The sequence below is a fragment of the Pseudomonas sp. YuFO20 genome (assembly GCF_035064975.1).
Lineage (GTDB): Bacteria > Pseudomonadota > Gammaproteobacteria > Pseudomonadales > Pseudomonadaceae > Aquipseudomonas > Aquipseudomonas putida_AE.
This window is the reverse complement of the sequence record NZ_JAXDEO010000002.1, coordinates 130093-145626: the sequence shown is the minus strand read 5'-3', so window position 1 is coordinate 145626 and position 15534 is coordinate 130093. Positions and strand designations below refer to the sequence as shown.

14 protein-coding genes and 1 pseudogene are annotated in these 15534 nt (G+C 58.6%); 9 read left to right on the top strand and 6 right to left on the bottom strand.

What is annotated here, in order from left to right:
- Nucleotides 1-70: 70 nt before the first annotated feature.
- Nucleotides 71-349 carry a hypothetical protein gene (locus tag SOP85_RS01965; RefSeq protein ID WP_274075274.1) on the bottom strand — a complete coding sequence of 93 codons (279 nt, stop codon included), beginning with the start codon at nucleotides 347-349 and terminating at the stop codon, nucleotides 71-73.
- A 268-nt stretch (nucleotides 350-617) separates the two neighbouring features.
- Here SOP85_RS01965 and SOP85_RS01960 point away from each other — a divergent pair, with 268 nt between their 5' ends.
- From SOP85_RS01960 to SOP85_RS01930, 7 genes are all read left to right on the top strand, one after another.
- A complete protein-coding gene (locus SOP85_RS01960) occupies nucleotides 618-1118 on the top strand; it encodes a CinA family protein (RefSeq protein WP_323625903.1) in 501 nt (166 codons plus the stop codon).
- A gap of 9 nt (nucleotides 1119-1127) precedes the next feature.
- On the top strand, nucleotides 1128-1646 hold the full coding sequence (locus tag SOP85_RS01955) for a hypothetical protein (protein WP_323625902.1): 519 nt from the start codon (nucleotides 1128-1130) through the stop codon (nucleotides 1644-1646).
- Between the two features lie 8 nt (nucleotides 1647-1654).
- Nucleotides 1655-2119 (top strand): DUF421 domain-containing protein, encoded by a 465-nt coding sequence (locus SOP85_RS01950; RefSeq protein ID WP_323625901.1) that lies wholly within the window; start codon nucleotides 1655-1657, stop codon nucleotides 2117-2119.
- Nucleotides 2106-3482: a cytochrome ubiquinol oxidase subunit I gene (locus SOP85_RS01945; protein ID WP_323625900.1), complete on the top strand. Its 1377-nt coding sequence runs from the start codon at nucleotides 2106-2108 to the stop codon at nucleotides 3480-3482. Before SOP85_RS01950 ends, SOP85_RS01945 begins: the two co-directional genes overlap by 14 nt.
- Nucleotides 3483-3494: 12 nt before the next feature.
- Nucleotides 3495-4496, top strand: a complete 1002-nt coding sequence (gene cydB, locus SOP85_RS01940; protein WP_323625899.1) for a cytochrome d ubiquinol oxidase subunit II — start codon at nucleotides 3495-3497, stop codon at nucleotides 4494-4496.
- A gap of 110 nt (nucleotides 4497-4606) precedes the next feature.
- Entirely contained in the window at nucleotides 4607-6394 is a 1788-nt protein-coding gene (locus SOP85_RS01935; RefSeq protein WP_323625898.1) for a thiamine pyrophosphate-requiring protein, read from the top strand.
- A 67-nt stretch (nucleotides 6395-6461) separates the two neighbouring features.
- A complete protein-coding gene (locus SOP85_RS01930; RefSeq protein ID WP_408601111.1) occupies nucleotides 6462-6683 on the top strand; it encodes a hypothetical protein in 222 nt (73 codons plus the stop codon).
- Nucleotides 6684-6685: 2 nt separating this feature from the next.
- Here SOP85_RS01930 and SOP85_RS01925 read toward each other — a convergent pair whose 3' ends face one another.
- Both SOP85_RS01925 and SOP85_RS01920 read right to left on the bottom strand, forming a co-directional pair.
- Nucleotides 6686-6922: a hypothetical protein gene (locus SOP85_RS01925; RefSeq protein ID WP_274075266.1), complete on the bottom strand. Its 237-nt coding sequence runs from the start codon at nucleotides 6920-6922 to the stop codon at nucleotides 6686-6688.
- Nucleotides 6923-6959: 37 nt separating this feature from the next.
- Nucleotides 6960-7775 (bottom strand): DUF1206 domain-containing protein, encoded by an 816-nt coding sequence (locus tag SOP85_RS01920; protein WP_323625895.1) that lies wholly within the window; start codon nucleotides 7773-7775, stop codon nucleotides 6960-6962.
- 631 nt (nucleotides 7776-8406) lie between these two features.
- On the opposite strand from SOP85_RS01920, the pseudogene SOP85_RS01910 reads away from it, so the two are divergent.
- Both SOP85_RS01910 and SOP85_RS01905 read left to right on the top strand, forming a co-directional pair.
- Nucleotides 8407-9467, top strand: a pseudogene (locus tag SOP85_RS01910) (CoA transferase).
- Nucleotides 9468-9510: 43 nt separating this feature from the next.
- Entirely contained in the window at nucleotides 9511-10185 is a 675-nt protein-coding gene (locus tag SOP85_RS01905; RefSeq protein WP_323625893.1) for a dTMP kinase, read from the top strand.
- Here the strand turns inward: SOP85_RS01905 and SOP85_RS01900 are convergent.
- From SOP85_RS01900 to SOP85_RS01890, 3 genes are all read right to left on the bottom strand, one after another.
- Nucleotides 10175-11473, bottom strand: coding sequence for a carbohydrate porin (locus tag SOP85_RS01900; RefSeq protein ID WP_323625892.1), 1299 nt, complete (start codon nucleotides 11471-11473; stop codon nucleotides 10175-10177). The two genes, SOP85_RS01905 and SOP85_RS01900, sit on opposite strands and share 11 nt — an antisense overlap.
- 103 nt (nucleotides 11474-11576) lie before the next feature.
- The gene (locus SOP85_RS01895) at nucleotides 11577-13982 is read right to left on the bottom strand and encodes a glucose/quinate/shikimate family membrane-bound PQQ-dependent dehydrogenase (protein WP_323625891.1); all 2406 of its coding nucleotides are present in this window, start codon (nucleotides 13980-13982) and stop codon (nucleotides 11577-11579) included.
- A 124-nt stretch (nucleotides 13983-14106) separates the two neighbouring features.
- Entirely contained in the window at nucleotides 14107-15459 is a 1353-nt protein-coding gene (locus tag SOP85_RS01890) for an SDR family oxidoreductase (protein ID WP_323625890.1), read from the bottom strand.
- Nucleotides 15460-15534 lie beyond the last annotated feature (75 nt).

The following is a 15534-nucleotide window of genomic DNA, read 5'->3' as shown; positions in this document are numbered from 1 at the left end:
ATGACAAGCGGCTCGGGATTGAATTGAGATTTCTGTCGAGCGGCTAGCATCACGGCGTTGACCAGGTTATTCAAAATACCTGGTTGCGGTGTGTCAGCATCAGTTTCACCCTGCTTTTGTAAGCAAGCTTGCCTTCGCTATTCGAAAAAACATGGTCGATGTCGACTACTCGATATTCCTCTTCCTCGGAGGCCGTTCTGCCCCAGGCAACCTCAAGGCCCAGATGATTGAAACGATCACCTATCGACACAGCCGGGAAGGGCGTTGTTGCTTCAACGCTCCAGACAGGGGCATTAGCGAAAGACTCCTCATAGACCTCGAAAGAGTACTCAATTGGCTGCGCGCTCATGAAACCTCCTACACTGGTTTGCTCACAAAATAGGCAGTCCGTCAATGGATTCCCCTCCATTTGCTCATAGAGTGGCAGTGCACGAAAAAATTCAAAGCTATTTTATGGAAAGGTAAGTAATTGATTTTATTGATGTTAACAAATCGCCTTGTTTTTTTGGCACTCAGTGAATTGGCTCGGAACAGGGAAGTACATGTCCCGTGAGCAGAACTTGGAATGAACGAGCCTTGCAAGGGTCAACTGCGAAGACCTCATCGGAAAAAATGTGATGTCCATTGCAGCCAGGATTGTTGATTACCTTCGTGAGCACAATCTTGTACTCACAACCGCAGAGTCGTGTACGGCAGGAAAAATTGTGACGCTTTTGTCGGAGATCGAGGGAAGTGGTGAGCTGATCGAAAGTGGCTATGTGGTTTATTCCCCTGAAGCCAAGCAGCGTCTATTGCGAGTCAATCCCCAGACCATCGAGACCTTCAATCTCACCAGCTGCGAGGTCGCCAGAGAGATGGCCCTGGGTGCGTTGTACGACAGCACGGCCAATGTTGCCGTGGCGACCACTGGAATACTGGGCCCGGAAGATATCGATGGTATTCCGGCAGGTACAGTCTGCTTCGCCTGGGCTTTTCAATCGGAACAGGGCCGAAGTGTGTTCAGTCATAAACATCGTTTTTTCGACTCTCGTTGCCAGGTGCAGCGCCAAGCCGCCGAATACGCGTTGAAGCATTTACCGGACTTTCACCGCCGTGCACTGGCGGGTGAACGAGGGTAGGAACATGCCATGAGCGATAAAGGCAGCCACGACGACTACAAGAACCGAGACTACCCCGTTCGTGAAGACATGGCCTGTCAGATCAAGGTTTGGCGGTTCGAGCGATGCGGTTGGTACGTGTTGGTGCTGTTGGTTGTGCTGGGATTATGCGGAATGTTCTCACGCGGGCCGATGAGCTCCCGAGACGTCAAGGGTAGCGATGGCAGACTCAGAGTGCAGTACGAGGTTTTTCACCGTAACGGTTCGACCAATCCAATGGTGATCAGTGTAATCGGCGCGCCGGATGCGATGGTTGAGCTCGAGCTCTCCGGGGCGTTACTGGATGGTTTCAGCATCGAATCAATGCTGCCGGAGCCAGGCCGCGCCAGCAGTGGCGGGGAGGGTATGAAGCTATGGCTGCAAGCGGATGCCCAAGGACGCGCGAATCTGTATATGACGTTGCGTGGTGACGGATTGGGACTGTTCAGTACCCGCGTGTCATCACCAGGCGCGGCACCTGTGGCCATGGATCAATTCATTTTCCCTTGAGGTGATATATGGATTCGGTATTGCGTGCCTTCGCGATGTATCTGGTGTTGATGGTGCTGTTCAAGATCGCCGGCAGGCGTTCACTGGCGGAACTGACGACATTCGATTTTGTGTTGTTGATGATCATTGGCGAAGCCACGCAGCAGGCATTGCTGGGGGATGACTTTTCCCTGACGAATTCTGTCCTGGTGATCGTCACGTTGATCGCCATCGATGTCGGCCTTTCACTGCTCAAGCAACGCTCGGGCTGGGTGTCAAAACTCATTGATGGCGGCCCTACCATCATCGTTGAAAACGGAAAGCTTTTAAGTAAGCGCCTACGGCATGCCCGGCTGGTCGAAGCAGATGTGATGGAAGCGGCCCGCTCAAGCCAAGGCATAGAAACCATTGACCAGATCAAGTTTGCGATCCTGGAGCGTAACGGCAAGATTTCTGTCATCCCGTTAGAGCGTTGGGGGCATGGACACCTTTGATTCGGCGCTGATGGCTGCGCGTGCTCAGTTTGCGATCACCATAAGCTTTCATATCGTGTTGGCTGCACTCACCATCGGGCTGGCCAATTTTTTGATGGTGCTGGAAGGTCTCTGGCTGTGGCGCGGGCAAAAAATCTATCTGGATGTTTACCTCTACTGGCTCAAGATATTCGCGCTCAATGTGGCGGTGGGCACGGCGTCGGGTCTGATTCTGGAGTATCAGTTCGGACTTAACTGGTCGCGCCTGTCCACCCAGGCAGGCGATATCCTGGGCCCGTTGATGTTCTACGAAGTGCTTGCCGCTTTTTTCCTGGAGGCGGGCTTCCTGGGCATCATGCTGTTTGGCCTGAAGAAGGTCGGCCCTCGTCTGCATTTCTTCGCCACCTGTGCGGTTGCCGTGGGCTCATTGATTAGCGCGTTCTGGATCCTGTCGGCCAACTCCTGGATGCAGACGCCCGCCGGTTACACCCTGGGCCCTGATGGCCGCTTCATGGCCGAGGACTGGTGGGCGATCATTTTCAATCCATCGTTTCCCTATCGGCTGGCCCACATGACGCTGGCGGTGTTTCTCGGCACCGCCACCCTGGTGGCCGGCATCAGCGCCTGGCAACTATTGCGGCAGCCGGAAAACCCTAGAGCACGCCTTCAGTTTTCCATGGCGTTATGGATGATCGTCGTACTCTCACCTCTGCAAATCCTGGTGGGCGATTTGCATGGGCAACACAGTCTCAAGGTCCAACCTCTGAAGGTTGCTGCTATTGAAGGCTCGTGGACGCGTCCGCCTGACGGCGCGGGTGAACCGTTGCGACTGTTTGCCATTCCCGACATGACCGAACGTCGTAATCATTGGGAAGTGGCGATTCCTCGTGTTGGCTCTTTGTACCTGCGGCACGATCTGACGGGCACCATCGCCGCGCTGGACGAATTCCCTCCCGAAAACATTCCGCCGGTGCCGATTGTGTTTTTCGCGTTTCGGTTCATGGTGGGTCTGGGGCTGTTGATGGTTGGGCAGGGGCTGACCAGTTTGGTGTTGCGCTGGCGCCATAGGGTGTACACCGCGCGTTGGATGCTGCGCGGGTGTGTGCTGATGGCCCCGGCTGGATTCCTCGCGATGCTTTGTGGCTGGGTAGTGACAGAGGTAGGTCGCCAGCCTTTCACCGTCTATGGCTTGCTGCGCACAGCTGACAGCCTGTCGTCGGTGTCGCACCAGCAGGTGATAGGCGCGACGTGGACGATCCTGGTGTTTTACCTGCTGATCTTCGGTATCGGTCTCTGGGTGTTGTTGCGAATTTTGCGCGAGCCACCGCGAAAGGGTGAAGCCGGGCCGCAACCGACGCTGGCAGACGAGACAGGGCAATCCTGAGGAGCGCAATCCATGCCGGACACTGATTGGATCGTCCTGCTTTCTGCCGCTGCCCTGGCCTTCTCGGTGATGAACTATGTGCTGCTCGACGGCACTGATCTGGGCGTCGGGGTGCTGATGGGCCTTACGCCTTGCGGTAAGGATCGACGGGCGATGGCCGTGACAATCTTGCCGATCTGGGATGCCAACGAAACGTGGCTGGTGCTGGGAGGAGGCGGTCTGCTGGCGTTGTTCCCGTTGGCTTACGCCATCCTGCTTCCGGCGCTTTATTGGCCATTTATCTTGATGTTTCTGGCGCTGATTCTGCGCGCCGTTGCGTTGGAATTTCGTGATTACGCTCCCAGCGATGGCTTCAAGCGCGTAGTCGATGGATTGCTGTCGTGCGGTTCACTGCTGGCCGGCGGGACACAGGGAATCATCTTGGGAACCCTCGTACAAGGTGTACCGAATCATGGCGGCCAATACAGTGGTGATGGCGCGGAGTGGCTCAACGTGTTCCCGCTGTTCTGTGGTGCAGTGCTCGTGGTGGGGTATACGTGGTTGGGGGCTTGCTGGCTCTATTGGCGCGCCGAAGGGGAACTCCAGAGGCGATCCAGCTTGCAGGCGAAGAGGCTGGCGGCCGTCACCATCGTGTTGTTGAGCCTGTTGGTGGCCTGGACGGCGACTTTGGATACTCGCTATGCACAACGGCTGGCAGATCCCCTGGTGTGGATGCCGGCCATGACGCTGCTGGTTGCACTGCCGCTTGGTTTTGTCCTGGGGTTTCGAAGCCGTCGTCATTTTCTGCCACTGTTCTGTGCATTGGGCGTTTTCATAGTGGCGTTTGCATTGATGATCGCGGCGCTCTTTCCAATGATCGTGCCGCCGCAGCTGACCTTGCAGGCGGCTGCCTCAAGCCCCAACAGCCAGATTTTCATGCTGGTCGGTTTCGCGGTGCTGATCCCGGTAACGCTCATCTACAACACCTATGGCTTCAGCGTCTTTAGCGGGAAGGTTCGAGTTCAACGCGACTGACTGACATCCGGCAGAACTTCGATCTGCACCCGAGTGTCCAGACCCTTACACGTTCCGACGGGATGTTCTGTCGGAAATGCTCGATGCACAGGTTGAGGGCGAGGAACGACATGACGACGACAGTGGGCGACTTTCTGATTGAACGGCTCAGCGAATGGGGTGTGACCCGGATCTTTGGTTATCCAGGGGATGGCATCAACGGCGTGTTCGGAGCGCTGAGCCGGGCCAAGGGGAAGATTGAATTCGTTCAGGCCAGGCATGAGGAAATGGCTGCCTTCATGGCGTCGGCGCATGCCAAGTTCACCGGTGAGTTGGGCGTGTGCATTGCCACTTCGGGCCCTGGCGCATCGCACTTGATCACTGGGCTTTACGACGCCCGGATGGATCACATGCCAGTGCTGGCCATCGTCGGCCAGCAGGCGCGCACGGCGTTGGGCAGCCATTACCAGCAAGAGCTCGATTTGTTGTCGATGTTCAAGGATGTCGCCGGAGCCTTTGTCCAGCAGGCTTCGGCGCCGGCGCAAATACGGCACTTGATCGATCGGGCCGTGCGCACTGCCATCGGTTTACGGCGCGTGACGGCAATCATTCTGCCCAATGATGTGCAAGATCTTGAGTATGAGGCGCCGGCCCGTGCCCATGGCACGGCGCATTCGGGCGTTGGTTACAGCAAGCCGAGAGTGGTGCCCTACGAGGCGGATCTGCAGCGAGCGGCAGACGTTTTGAACGCGGGACAGAAGGTCGCGATCCTGGTTGGGGCCGGCGCGCTGCAGGCCACCGATCAAGTGATTGCGGTGGCGGAGAAGCTTGGCGCCGGTGTGGCGAAGGCGTTGCTCGGTAAAGCCGCACTGCCCGACGATTTACCCTGGGTCACCGGCAGTATCGGTTTGCTCGGCACCGAGCCCAGTTACAAGCTGATGAGCGAATGCGACACCTTGCTGATGATCGGCTCGGGCTTCCCGTATTCCGAGTTCTTGCCCAAAGAAGGGCAGGCGCACGGCGTGCAGATCGACTTGCAACCGGACATGCTCAGCTTGCGTTATCCCATGGAGGTCAACCTGGTGGGCGATGCTGCAGAAACACTTGCTGCATTGCTGCCGTTGCTCGAACAGAAAACCGAACGCAAATGGCGCAAAAAAGTAGAAGGCTGGCGCGGTAGTTGGGAGAAGACCCTGGAAAAACGCGCCATGGTCAAAGCCAAACCGATCAATCCACAACGGGTGGTCTACGAGCTGTCACCTCGTTTGCCGGAGCGGGCGATCATCACCAGCGACTCCGGTTCGTGCGCCAACTGGTATGCCCGCGATCTGAAAATTCGTCGCGGCATGAAGTGCTCGCTTTCCGGCGGATTGGCCTCAATGGGCGCAGCGGTGCCCTATGCGATTGCGGCGAAGTTTGCGTTTCCCGAACGCACGGTGATTGCGCTGGTGGGTGATGGTGCCATGCAGATGAACAACATGGCCGAGCTGATCACCGTCGCCAAATACTGGCAACAGTGGGAAAGCCCAAAATGGATCTGTGCGGTGTTCAACAACGAGGACCTCAATCAGGTCACCTGGGAGCAACGGGTGATGGAGGGGGATCCGAAGTTCGAGGCATCGCAAAGCATTCCAGACGTGCCGTACCACCTGTTCGCCATTTCGATTGGGCTGAAAGGAATTTTCGTAGACCGCGAGGAAGACGTCGCCGCCGCCTGGGAACAGGCGCTGGCCTCGGATGTTCCGGTGCTGATCGAGTTCAAGACCGATCCCGACGTGCCGCCGTTGCCGCCACACATCAAGCTCGAACAGGCGAAAAAGTTTGCCACGACGTTGCTCAAGGGTGACCCGAACGAGGCCGGGGTGATCTTGCAAACCGCCAAGCAGGTATTGGGAGCGGTGCTACCGCACAAGAAATAAGAGGCGCCTGCTGGAGCGAGCGGAGGGAAATACCTTGGAATACGCCGATTTTCTGCAATGGCCCGCGATGATTGTGACAGTGATCTCGGCCTGGTTCATTGGTTCGCAACGACCACGTCGGCGGATGATCGCCTTTTGGGGCTTCATCGTGAGCAATGTTTTGTGGGTTGTTTGGGGGCTACACTCCAACGCTCAGGCGTTGATCGTCCTTGAGTGTGTACTCCTGGGCATGAATGCCCGAGGGTTCAGAAAAAATCTTTACGGCTCCCGAACGTCCCGGGAACACTAGCTCTACTGGCCTTTACAGTTCTTTTTAAACCCGCGAAGGTTCATGAGGAAGAGGCAAATCTGCAGGACGATCAGCGCGTAGGCGTGTGCATACAGGCCCCAAATCACCCACAACACATTGCTTAAGCTGAAACAAACGAACCCGATCATTCGCCTTTTTGGCTGCTGAGATCCGATCAGCCATGCGGCCAGCACAGTGACAACCATCGCCGGCCATTGAACCCAATCAAGATAGGCCAAACGCCTTACCTCCTTCTGAATTGCCATCCCGTAGCGATTAGGATCCCGATACTCCCGGCACATCCATGTTTATCTTGCGCCAGGCAGCCTCGGAAAAGCTGTAAGCCGAAAAGGCAATCAAACCAAATGCCATCACCATCAGGATCAAAACCCCGGCTGGCAGGTTCTGGAGCGCATCAAGGGCCTCCTTCATGCCTGGAGGATCAGCGGTTTTATAACGGGAGCCGCTGATTGCCAGCAGCAGGGCTATCTCGATAAACACCACGCCTCGGGCTATGAGTCCGAAACGAGCCACCGGTCGTACGTAGCGCATCACGTCCTCATCAGCCTCAAAATACTTCTCGAACGAGGCCTTCCATCCCTTGATGATGTGAGCAATGCCTACGCCGAGTGGGACCAGCGCCACGAGGTAGACCAGCACGTTTGAGTGATCCCAGGACAAAAGATGGGCCAGTAGATCCTTTGTCTCGCCACCTGCGGAATTGCCTGAGCTTCTGACGCCGCTGATGAGCAGGCCCAATGCAAAAAACGCAAGAGCGCCGTTGATCAAACCTCCCGCCAACAAACCTGCACGAATCACCAACCCCTTGAGCTTCGTACCGTGATGATCGACGTCGCGAATGGCTTGCAATATTCGCCACCCGGCGAAGGCGATCAGGCCCGCCACAACCAGTCCAACCAGCACATAACCGAAAGGCTGGCTTAACAACGCTTCCAGGCTTTTGTGACTGTCCTTGGGTTTTGTCGAGTCTTGAGCCGCCAGCAGAGCGAAGATACCTATGATCAGATACAGGACGCCCCGAGCGGCATATCCGCCCCGAGCGAGTACGACAAGGGTGTGTTGAGCGGACATTGGATTATTCCGAGGAGGTATACAGGATCAGACCTGTCGCTTCGGGAGGGGTTCGATAAACCGATTCGTTTCGACGATGTTGACCCGACGCCTCGCCAGCAGGCTGGCTCCCACAGTGTGATCTTCAGCGTACGCAAGTCCTGCAGCCACCACAGATCCCTGTGGGAGCTAGCCTGCTGGCGATGAGGCCATCAGCTTCAACATCCAGGTTGACTGACCCGACGCGATCGCCAGCAGGCTGGCTCCCACAGTGTGATCTTCAGCGTACGCAAGTCCTGCAGCCACCACAGATCCCTGTGGGAGCTAGCCTGCTGGCGATGAGGCCATCAGCTTCAACATCCTGGTTGACTGATCCGACGCGATCGCCAGCAGGCTGGCTCCCACAGTGTGATCTTCAGCGTACGCAAGTCCTGCAGCCACTACAGATCCCCTGTGGGAGCTAGCTTGCTGGCGATGAGGCCATCAGCTTCAACATCCAGGTTGACTGACCCGACGCCTCGCCAGCAGGCTGGCTCCCACAGTGTGATCTTCAGCGTACGCAAGTCCTGCAGCCACTACAGATCCCTGTGGGAGCTAGCCTGCTGGCGATGAGGGCATCAGCTTCAACATCCAGGTTGACTGACCCGACGCGATCGCCAGCAGGCTGGCTCCCACAGTCAACGAAGCGCCGTCGTCTCCCATCACCCTGATCGGTGATATCGGCGGTGGTGCGCTGTACCTGACGATCGGCATCCTGGCCGGTGTGCTCAATGCGCGGCAGACCGGCCAGGGCACGGTGGTCGACGCGGCCACGTCGACGGCTCAGCGCACATGATGCAGTTGATGCTGTCGCTGCAGGGCCGCGGGTTGCTCAAGGAACAGCGCGGCAAGAGCGTGCATGACGGCTCGCATTTCTATGCCACCTATCGCTGCGCGGACGACAAGTACGTGGCCTTGGGCTCGATGGAGTCGCAATTCCATGCACTGCTGCTGAACAAGCTGGGCCTGGAGGATGACCCGCGTTTCGCCAAGCAGTGGGACATGAGCCGCTGGGAGGAACTGCGCGGGTTGCTGGCCGAAGTGTTTGCCAGCCAGCCGCAGGAACACTGGTGCGACCTGCTCGAAGGCACCGACGTGTGTTTCGCCCCGGTCCTGAGCCCCCGCGAGGCCTCGCAGCACCCGCATATGGTGGAGCGGGGCGTGTACTTCGAACGCGACGGCTTGTTGCAAACCAGTCCCGCGCCACGGTTCGATGGTCGGGTCCAGGTGCCAGGTTCGATCCCGGCGCGTGGCGAGCACACGGCAGGGATCATGAGCGCACTCGACGTCGGCGATCTTGCGGCCGTCTGGAAGCCGCAACCTCTGGACGTCGCCATCACCCTGCGGGCGGCCTCGCGCCTGATGGCCCTCGGGCGGTTCGACGAGGCAAGGTGCAGGCTGTCCCTGGCGATCAGGCAGGGTGTGAATGACCTGGCCTGCGCGGCGACGGCGCTGGAAAGCCTCATCGACCTGAGCCAGGGATGCCTGGCGACGGCGCGCCTGCGCCTGGAGTGTTTTGCCCCGGCTGGCACGCAAGCCGATAGTGTGCGTGCCCTGGTGCTCTATGAGAGTGGCGCGCTCGCGCAAGCGCAACGCGTGATCACGCAAAACCTGTCAGGCAGGCCTGACGAATCGCCAGCGGATGCGTGGATCCTCAGCCATAGTTTGATTTAATCAGGTTAGAGTGTTCATCAATCTATCAATCGTTAAGTGATGAATGAATCGTCCGCTGTTTGTTTCTCTGGATGGGCCCAAGGGAACCGGTAAAACCACACTGTTGGAAGCCGTTACGAAAGCACTGAGGGCAGACAACAGAAAGGTGATCCGGCTTTGCGAGAAAAAAAGCGATCCCCATAGGGGTGAAACAATGGCCCTCGTCAACAAGCTCGTCAGAAATCCCAGCCGGGAGCTGGAGTTGAGGATTTGTGAGCGCCTGGCTGATAGTCGTAGCTGGATTTCCCGGCACGTGCTGGCTAAACAGCCACCTGGCAGCATCATCCTGATCGATCGCTGGTACCCGTCTGATGCCGCGTTTCGCCGGATAGTCCCGTTTGCAGAGATTCTGCAGTTGAACATTGATCGACACGTGCAAGTGCCAGACCTGCATGTCGGCGTTGTCACCGACCCTGATATTTCATGGGCAAGGGCAGCGGCACGAGGGCGTGGGCTGAGCAGTACGGTGATCCATAAGCTGGAAGAACAGGTCGCTTGTACCCAGTCGTTCGAGCGGGCGATTGCAGATCACGGCTGGGTTTTATGCCGAAATGAAGGAACGATCGAAGACGCCACGATGCAGGTGGTTTCCGAGATTTATAAAGTCCTTGGCGGTCGGGACTTCACCGCCAATGGTGTGACCACCACTGGCGATGGAAATCGACCGTTCAGAGCGTAGCTTTCACCTGCAAACCGAGCACCAGTGCATTGTCGATGTCCTGCCCGGAAAATGCGCCCGGTTCGATGATGTATTGCATATTCGGGCGCAGCGTCAGCCAGGGAGTGGCCTGGTAGCCGTAGCCAAGCTCGACCAGTTGTTCGGCACTGTCCAGATTTGGCAACGTTGTGCCGTTGGCCAGCGCGGCGTCCTGCTGCACATCGCGGCTGCGCGGGTTAGGTACGGCTCGGCCATAACCCAGGGCGACGGTGTCACGCGGGCGACCTTCGAACGGTTTGTACAGCACCACGCCGGTGCCGTACCACTTGCTGAACGGTGAAGCCGCTTCGCTGGCCGCCGAGTATTGGCCGAAGGCGTGCAGGCTGCGGCCCTCGGACGTTTGCGAACGCCACACGGCCTGATCGATCAGCAGGTAATGACCGCTGCGGCCGGACACTTCCTTATCGCTGCCGATGCGTTGCACATCGGAACTGTCGTAGTAGTAGCCAACCTTGTACTCGCCGGGCAACTCGCCCGCTTGCTTGTACACCAGTTCGATCGGCACCACGGTGCCGGTGGTATGTTTCGGGCCCAGGTGCCAGGCACGGCTGGAATTGCCGTTGCTCTCGGGATCGACATTGAAGGCCGCCACGCGCAGCTGCCAGGACGACGACAGGTCGTACTTCACGCGCACGCCCAGGTGGGCGTTGGGGTAGTTGGTCCAGCCACTGCCGCCGGACATGTTCAGTGGATGGCCGCAGAAACCGGCGTTCATGAAGTTGCAGAGAATGCCGCTGTCCAGGCCACCGAGGTCGTTGCCCATGGCCATATAGCCCAGCTTCACGTTGAGCGACGGAGTAAACAGGCTGCGCTCGTAACTCAGTTCAGTCAGGCGAGTGTAGAGACCGCCGTAGTTTTCCTGGATGGGCAGACGGTTGCCGACCAGATCCTCGGAGGCGCTATTGCCGCGTCGGTCGTTGATGGTCAGCTGGATCTTGCCGGCGTTATCCGCGCCATACAGTTTGCTCAGGTCGAACTGCGCGCCGAGCTTGATGTTCTGCGAGTAACGGGCCGAACGGTGCAGGCCGCCATCGGCGTTGTAGGCGGTTTCGCCGCTGTAATCGCCGGTGAATTTGATGCCGTCCTGATCCATCTGGTGGCGCAGACCACCCCAATCACCGGTCAGGGTATTGCGGGTCAAGAGGTTCGAATCGGTATCGGCGAAGGCGGGCAGGGTGGCGCTGCAGGTCAGGCCCAACAGCAAGCCGTTGAGCCAGCCTGCATGAGAAAAGCGAACAGCCAAAAACATGTGAGTCTTCCAGGTGAAATCTTGAATGATTGCGCAAAGCGGCGCGGCACCCGCAGGTGCCGCGCACAGAGGAGTTGCCCGCCAGTGAGGCGGGCACGGCGGCTTACGGCAAGGCGTAAGCCATCACGTAGTCGCCGCGATCGGTCGACTGGCGCGCACCACCGGCGGTGATGACGATGTACTGCTTGCCGGACTTCGGTGAGACGTAGGTCATCGGGCCGCCCTGGCTGCCGACTGGCAGGCGGGCTTTCCACACCTCTTCACCGTTGCCGCTGTTGAAGGCGCGCAGGTAGAAATCCTGGGTGCCGGCGATGAAGATCAAGCCACCTTGGGTCGACAGGGTGCCGCCGAGGGTCGGCAGACCCACCTTGATCGGCAGGTGCATGCGGATACCCAGGGGACCGGTGTCTTCAACGGTGCCGACCGGAACCTGCCAGGCGACTTTCTGTGTCTTCATGTCGATGGCGGTCAGCGTGCCGAACGGCGGTGCCTGACAAGGAATGCCGGCCACCGACAGGAAGCGGTTCTTGTTCACCGCATACGGCGTGCCCTTGAGCGGCACAGCGCCCATGCCGGTGTTCAACGCTTCGCCACCGGAAGTGGCCTGGCCTTTGTTCTGCGACGGGATCATCTGAATCCACAGACCCAGGCGCATGTCGTTGACGAAGATGAAACCGTGCACCGGGTCAGTGGAGATACTGCCCCAGTTCATGCCGCCCAGCGAGCCTGGGAAACTCAGCGATTTGTCGGTACCGGGCGCGGTGTACAGGCCGTCATAACGCATCGATTTGAAATCGATACGGCACAACAGCTGGTCGTACGGGGTCGCGCCCCACATGTCGGATTCGGTCAGGTGCTGCGCACCGATCTGCGGCATGCCCACCGACTTCGGCTGGGTTGGCGAGTAGGGTTCGTTGGGGATGTTGGCCGCCTTGACCGGCACTTCTTCAACGTCGGTCAGCGGTTTGCCGGTGGCACGATCGAGCACATAGATCTGCCCGGCCTTGGTGCCGATGACCAGCGCCGGTACGGTTTTGCCGTCCTTGGTGAAGTCGATCAGGCTCGGCTGCATCGGCAGGTCGAAGTCCCAGAGGTCGTTGTGAACGGTCTGGAAGACCCAGCGTTCTTCACCGCTGGTGGCATCCAGCGCCAGGATCGAGGCGCCGTAGGTGTGATCGAGCTTGCTGCGTTCGACACCATAGATGTCGGTGGAAGAACTGCCCATCGGCAGGAACACCGTATTGGTCGCCGGGTCATAGGACATCGGCGCCCAACTGTTCGGCGTGCTGCGCACGTAAGTGCCGCCTTCTGCCGGCGCATTGCGATCCTGCGGATTGCCCGGGTCGAACGCCCAACGCATGGCGCCGGTGATCACGTCAAAACCACGGATCACGCCACCCGGCATGTCGGTTTGCACGTTGTCAGCCACGCGACCACCCACCACGACAGTCGTGCCGGCCATCAATGGAGCGGAGGACAGCTGATAGTAACTGTCCGGGACATTACCCAGTCCAGCCTTCAGATCCACCTGACCGTTGTTGCCGAACCCTTGGCAGAACTCGCCGGTGTCAGCATCGACCGCGATCAGGCGGGCATCGATGGTGTTGGTCAGCAGACGACGCTGGCAATTGGCAGCCGGCGCGGGCTTGGCTTCGATGATCGTCGAATTGCTCGGCTGAGCGATGACGGTGGAGGCGTCGAAATACGCCATGCCACGGCAACGCTGCCAGACTTTCGACTGCGCGTTGATCGAGTTCTTCCACAGTTCCTTACCGCTGTCGGCATCCAGTGCGATCAGGTTGTTGTGCGGGGTGCAGATGAACACCTTGTTGCCGACCTGCAGCGGGGTGAGCTGGTCTTCGGCGCCATTGCCATCGCTCTCGGCGACGTCACCGGTGTGGTACGTCCACGCGACCTTCAACTTGTCGACGTTGTCGCGGTTGATCTGATCCAGCGCAGCAAAGCGGCTACCGCCCTCGGTATTACCGTAGTGCGCCCAGTCCTTTTGCGCGTTGGCTGGCTCGACGGGCGTCAGGCCCGGGCCAGTGCCCGTGGCGGCGACAGTCGGGTGCGCAACGAACATGTTGCCAGCCGCCACCGCCAGCGCAATCGCCAACACCGCAGCGATGCCATAGGCACCGCGACCTGGCACGCCACCATTGGCACGCTTGAGCAGCGGGTAGACCAGCGTGACCGCCAGGCCAACGGCGCTGAACATGAACAGGCGCGAGAAGACCGGCCAGAACACCAGCCCGGCATCACTCACCGCCCAGATCGCCGTGCCCAGCAGAAACGCGGCGAACAACCAGGCACCGGCCGTCTTGAAGCGAGCGATCAGCAGACCGGAAACGGCCATCACCAGGCCACCCACCAGGAAGTACCAGGATCCTCCCAGGCTGACCAACTTCACGCCGCCCGCAGCCAGCGCCAGGCCGAGGAGGGTGATGATCACGCCCAGCCCGACCAGAATGAATTTTGATACGCCCGAGAGGCGTTGACTCTGCTTCACGTTGAATGTCCCGTTGAAATGAGGGGGGCATTATATAGTTAGGTAACTATCTAGTTAAACCATAAATTCTGAATGAAGCGTAGTTCGTTGCTCAATGGCACGCCTGAACGACGGCCTGCGCGCCTCAGCTGACTTTGCGACCTTTACCTCGCGGCCCATCTGACTGCCGACCGTGGCGCTTCAAAGCGAACATCAAGCCACCCAGCAAAAGCGTCGCGCCCACTACGACAGCGAGCGAGGGCCGTTGCGTCGTTACTCGCCATCCACCTTCAACCTGGCGTTGAGCATTCGATGGGGTAAACAGATTGCCCGACGTGGCCTGAGTCTGCGGCCTGTGTTGCAAGCCTAAGCGAGTCAACCAGCCCGACAGATACGCAAAGCCCGGCAGCAAAAAATGCGCTATCCGTGCCATCGTTGCAGCTGCGCCGACGGTAGTACTCGGCCTCGGACGTAATGCGCAAGCCACCATGGCTTCGGCGACGAGATGTGGGTCATAAACGGGCGGCGGGGGTTTCAGCGCATGGCCAGTGAAATTGCCACCGTCACGAAATCCTGGGGTGTCCATGACAGCCGGATAAATGTCACAGACATGAATATCTGGATAGTCATACAGTTCACCGCGCAACGCTTCGCTCAGACCACGCAAGCCATATTTGCTGGCGGAATAGGCAGCGGCATATGGCTGTGCAACCCAGCTGCCCAGTGACAACGTATTGATCAGGATTCCACGTTTCTGCGCTTTGAAAAACGGCCATGCCACATAGGCGCCGCGCAGGTAACCCAACAGGTCCGTCTGCAGTACTTGCTCATGCGCTTCCAGCGGCGTTTCCTCAAAACTGCCTACCGCCCCGACACCGGCATTGTTGATCCAGATGTCGATGCGTCCGTCGCCGAAGGCAGCGGCCTGGTCTGCCAAAGCGCGCATCTGCTCGCTGTTCGTGACATCGGTGCGCACGGCCAGGGCTGAAGCGCCACGTGCTGTGCATTCTTCGACAACGTCATCAAGTGCGGCCTCGTCACGCGCACTCAACACCAAGCGTGCGCCCTTGTCAGCAAATGCATAGGCTGCTGCACGACCTATCCCACTTGAAGCTCCCGTGATCACCACCAGTTTTTCATTGAGCGCCGAGGACACAGGGTGAACGAGCACATCGGGACTTTTATCGACTTCGGGTGGGGTGGGTTCTTCTCGAGCGTTGTACCTCACCTCGTTCAGGTTCAGACGTGCACCATCTGCCAGGATGAGCGTCAGATTTTCAATAGTGCCAGCGACCCGATTCGCAAACACCGGTTCTCCGGTAGGGTCGAGTTGATCGTAAAAAAACGTCTGTCCTTCCAGCCATCCGACCGTCGTCATCAACTCGGGCCCCAGGTAATACTTTCCATCGAGGAAGAATCCTGGAAAGTGTTGCGTACGCTCCAGGCTTTCGACGACATACCGCTCGCCTGGCTTCATACCGGTTTTTGGATCGATCATGGCGGCGTCCTCAGAGTGTCTTGGTGTTGCGATAGAGGACGACGCTTCGCGCATTGTTCCATCGAGATGACTCAA

Excerpts from the sequence above, each read along its gene's own strand:
- SOP85_RS01965 (WP_274075274.1), bottom strand. The coding sequence starts at position 349 with ATGAGCGCGCAGCCAATTGAGTACTCTTTCGAGGTCTATGAGGAGTCT.
- SOP85_RS01960 (WP_323625903.1), top strand. The coding sequence starts at position 618 with ATGTCCATTGCAGCCAGGATTGTTGATTACCTTCGTGAGCACAATCTT.
- SOP85_RS01955 (WP_323625902.1), top strand. The coding sequence starts at position 1,128 with ATGAGCGATAAAGGCAGCCACGACGACTACAAGAACCGAGACTACCCC.
- SOP85_RS01950 (WP_323625901.1), top strand. The coding sequence starts at position 1,655 with ATGGATTCGGTATTGCGTGCCTTCGCGATGTATCTGGTGTTGATGGTG.
- SOP85_RS01945 (WP_323625900.1), top strand. The coding sequence starts at position 2,106 with ATGGACACCTTTGATTCGGCGCTGATGGCTGCGCGTGCTCAGTTTGCG.
- cydB (WP_323625899.1), top strand. The coding sequence starts at position 3,495 with ATGCCGGACACTGATTGGATCGTCCTGCTTTCTGCCGCTGCCCTGGCC.
- SOP85_RS01935 (WP_323625898.1), top strand. The coding sequence starts at position 4,607 with ATGACGACGACAGTGGGCGACTTTCTGATTGAACGGCTCAGCGAATGG.
- SOP85_RS01930 (WP_408601111.1), top strand. The coding sequence starts at position 6,462 with ATGATTGTGACAGTGATCTCGGCCTGGTTCATTGGTTCGCAACGACCA.
- SOP85_RS01920 (WP_323625895.1), bottom strand. The coding sequence starts at position 7,775 with ATGTCCGCTCAACACACCCTTGTCGTACTCGCTCGGGGCGGATATGCC.
- SOP85_RS01905 (WP_323625893.1), top strand. The coding sequence starts at position 9,511 with ATGAATCGTCCGCTGTTTGTTTCTCTGGATGGGCCCAAGGGAACCGGT.
- SOP85_RS01900 (WP_323625892.1), bottom strand. The coding sequence starts at position 11,473 with ATGTTTTTGGCTGTTCGCTTTTCTCATGCAGGCTGGCTCAACGGCTTG.
- SOP85_RS01890 (WP_323625890.1), bottom strand. The coding sequence starts at position 15,459 with ATGATCGATCCAAAAACCGGTATGAAGCCAGGCGAGCGGTATGTCGTC.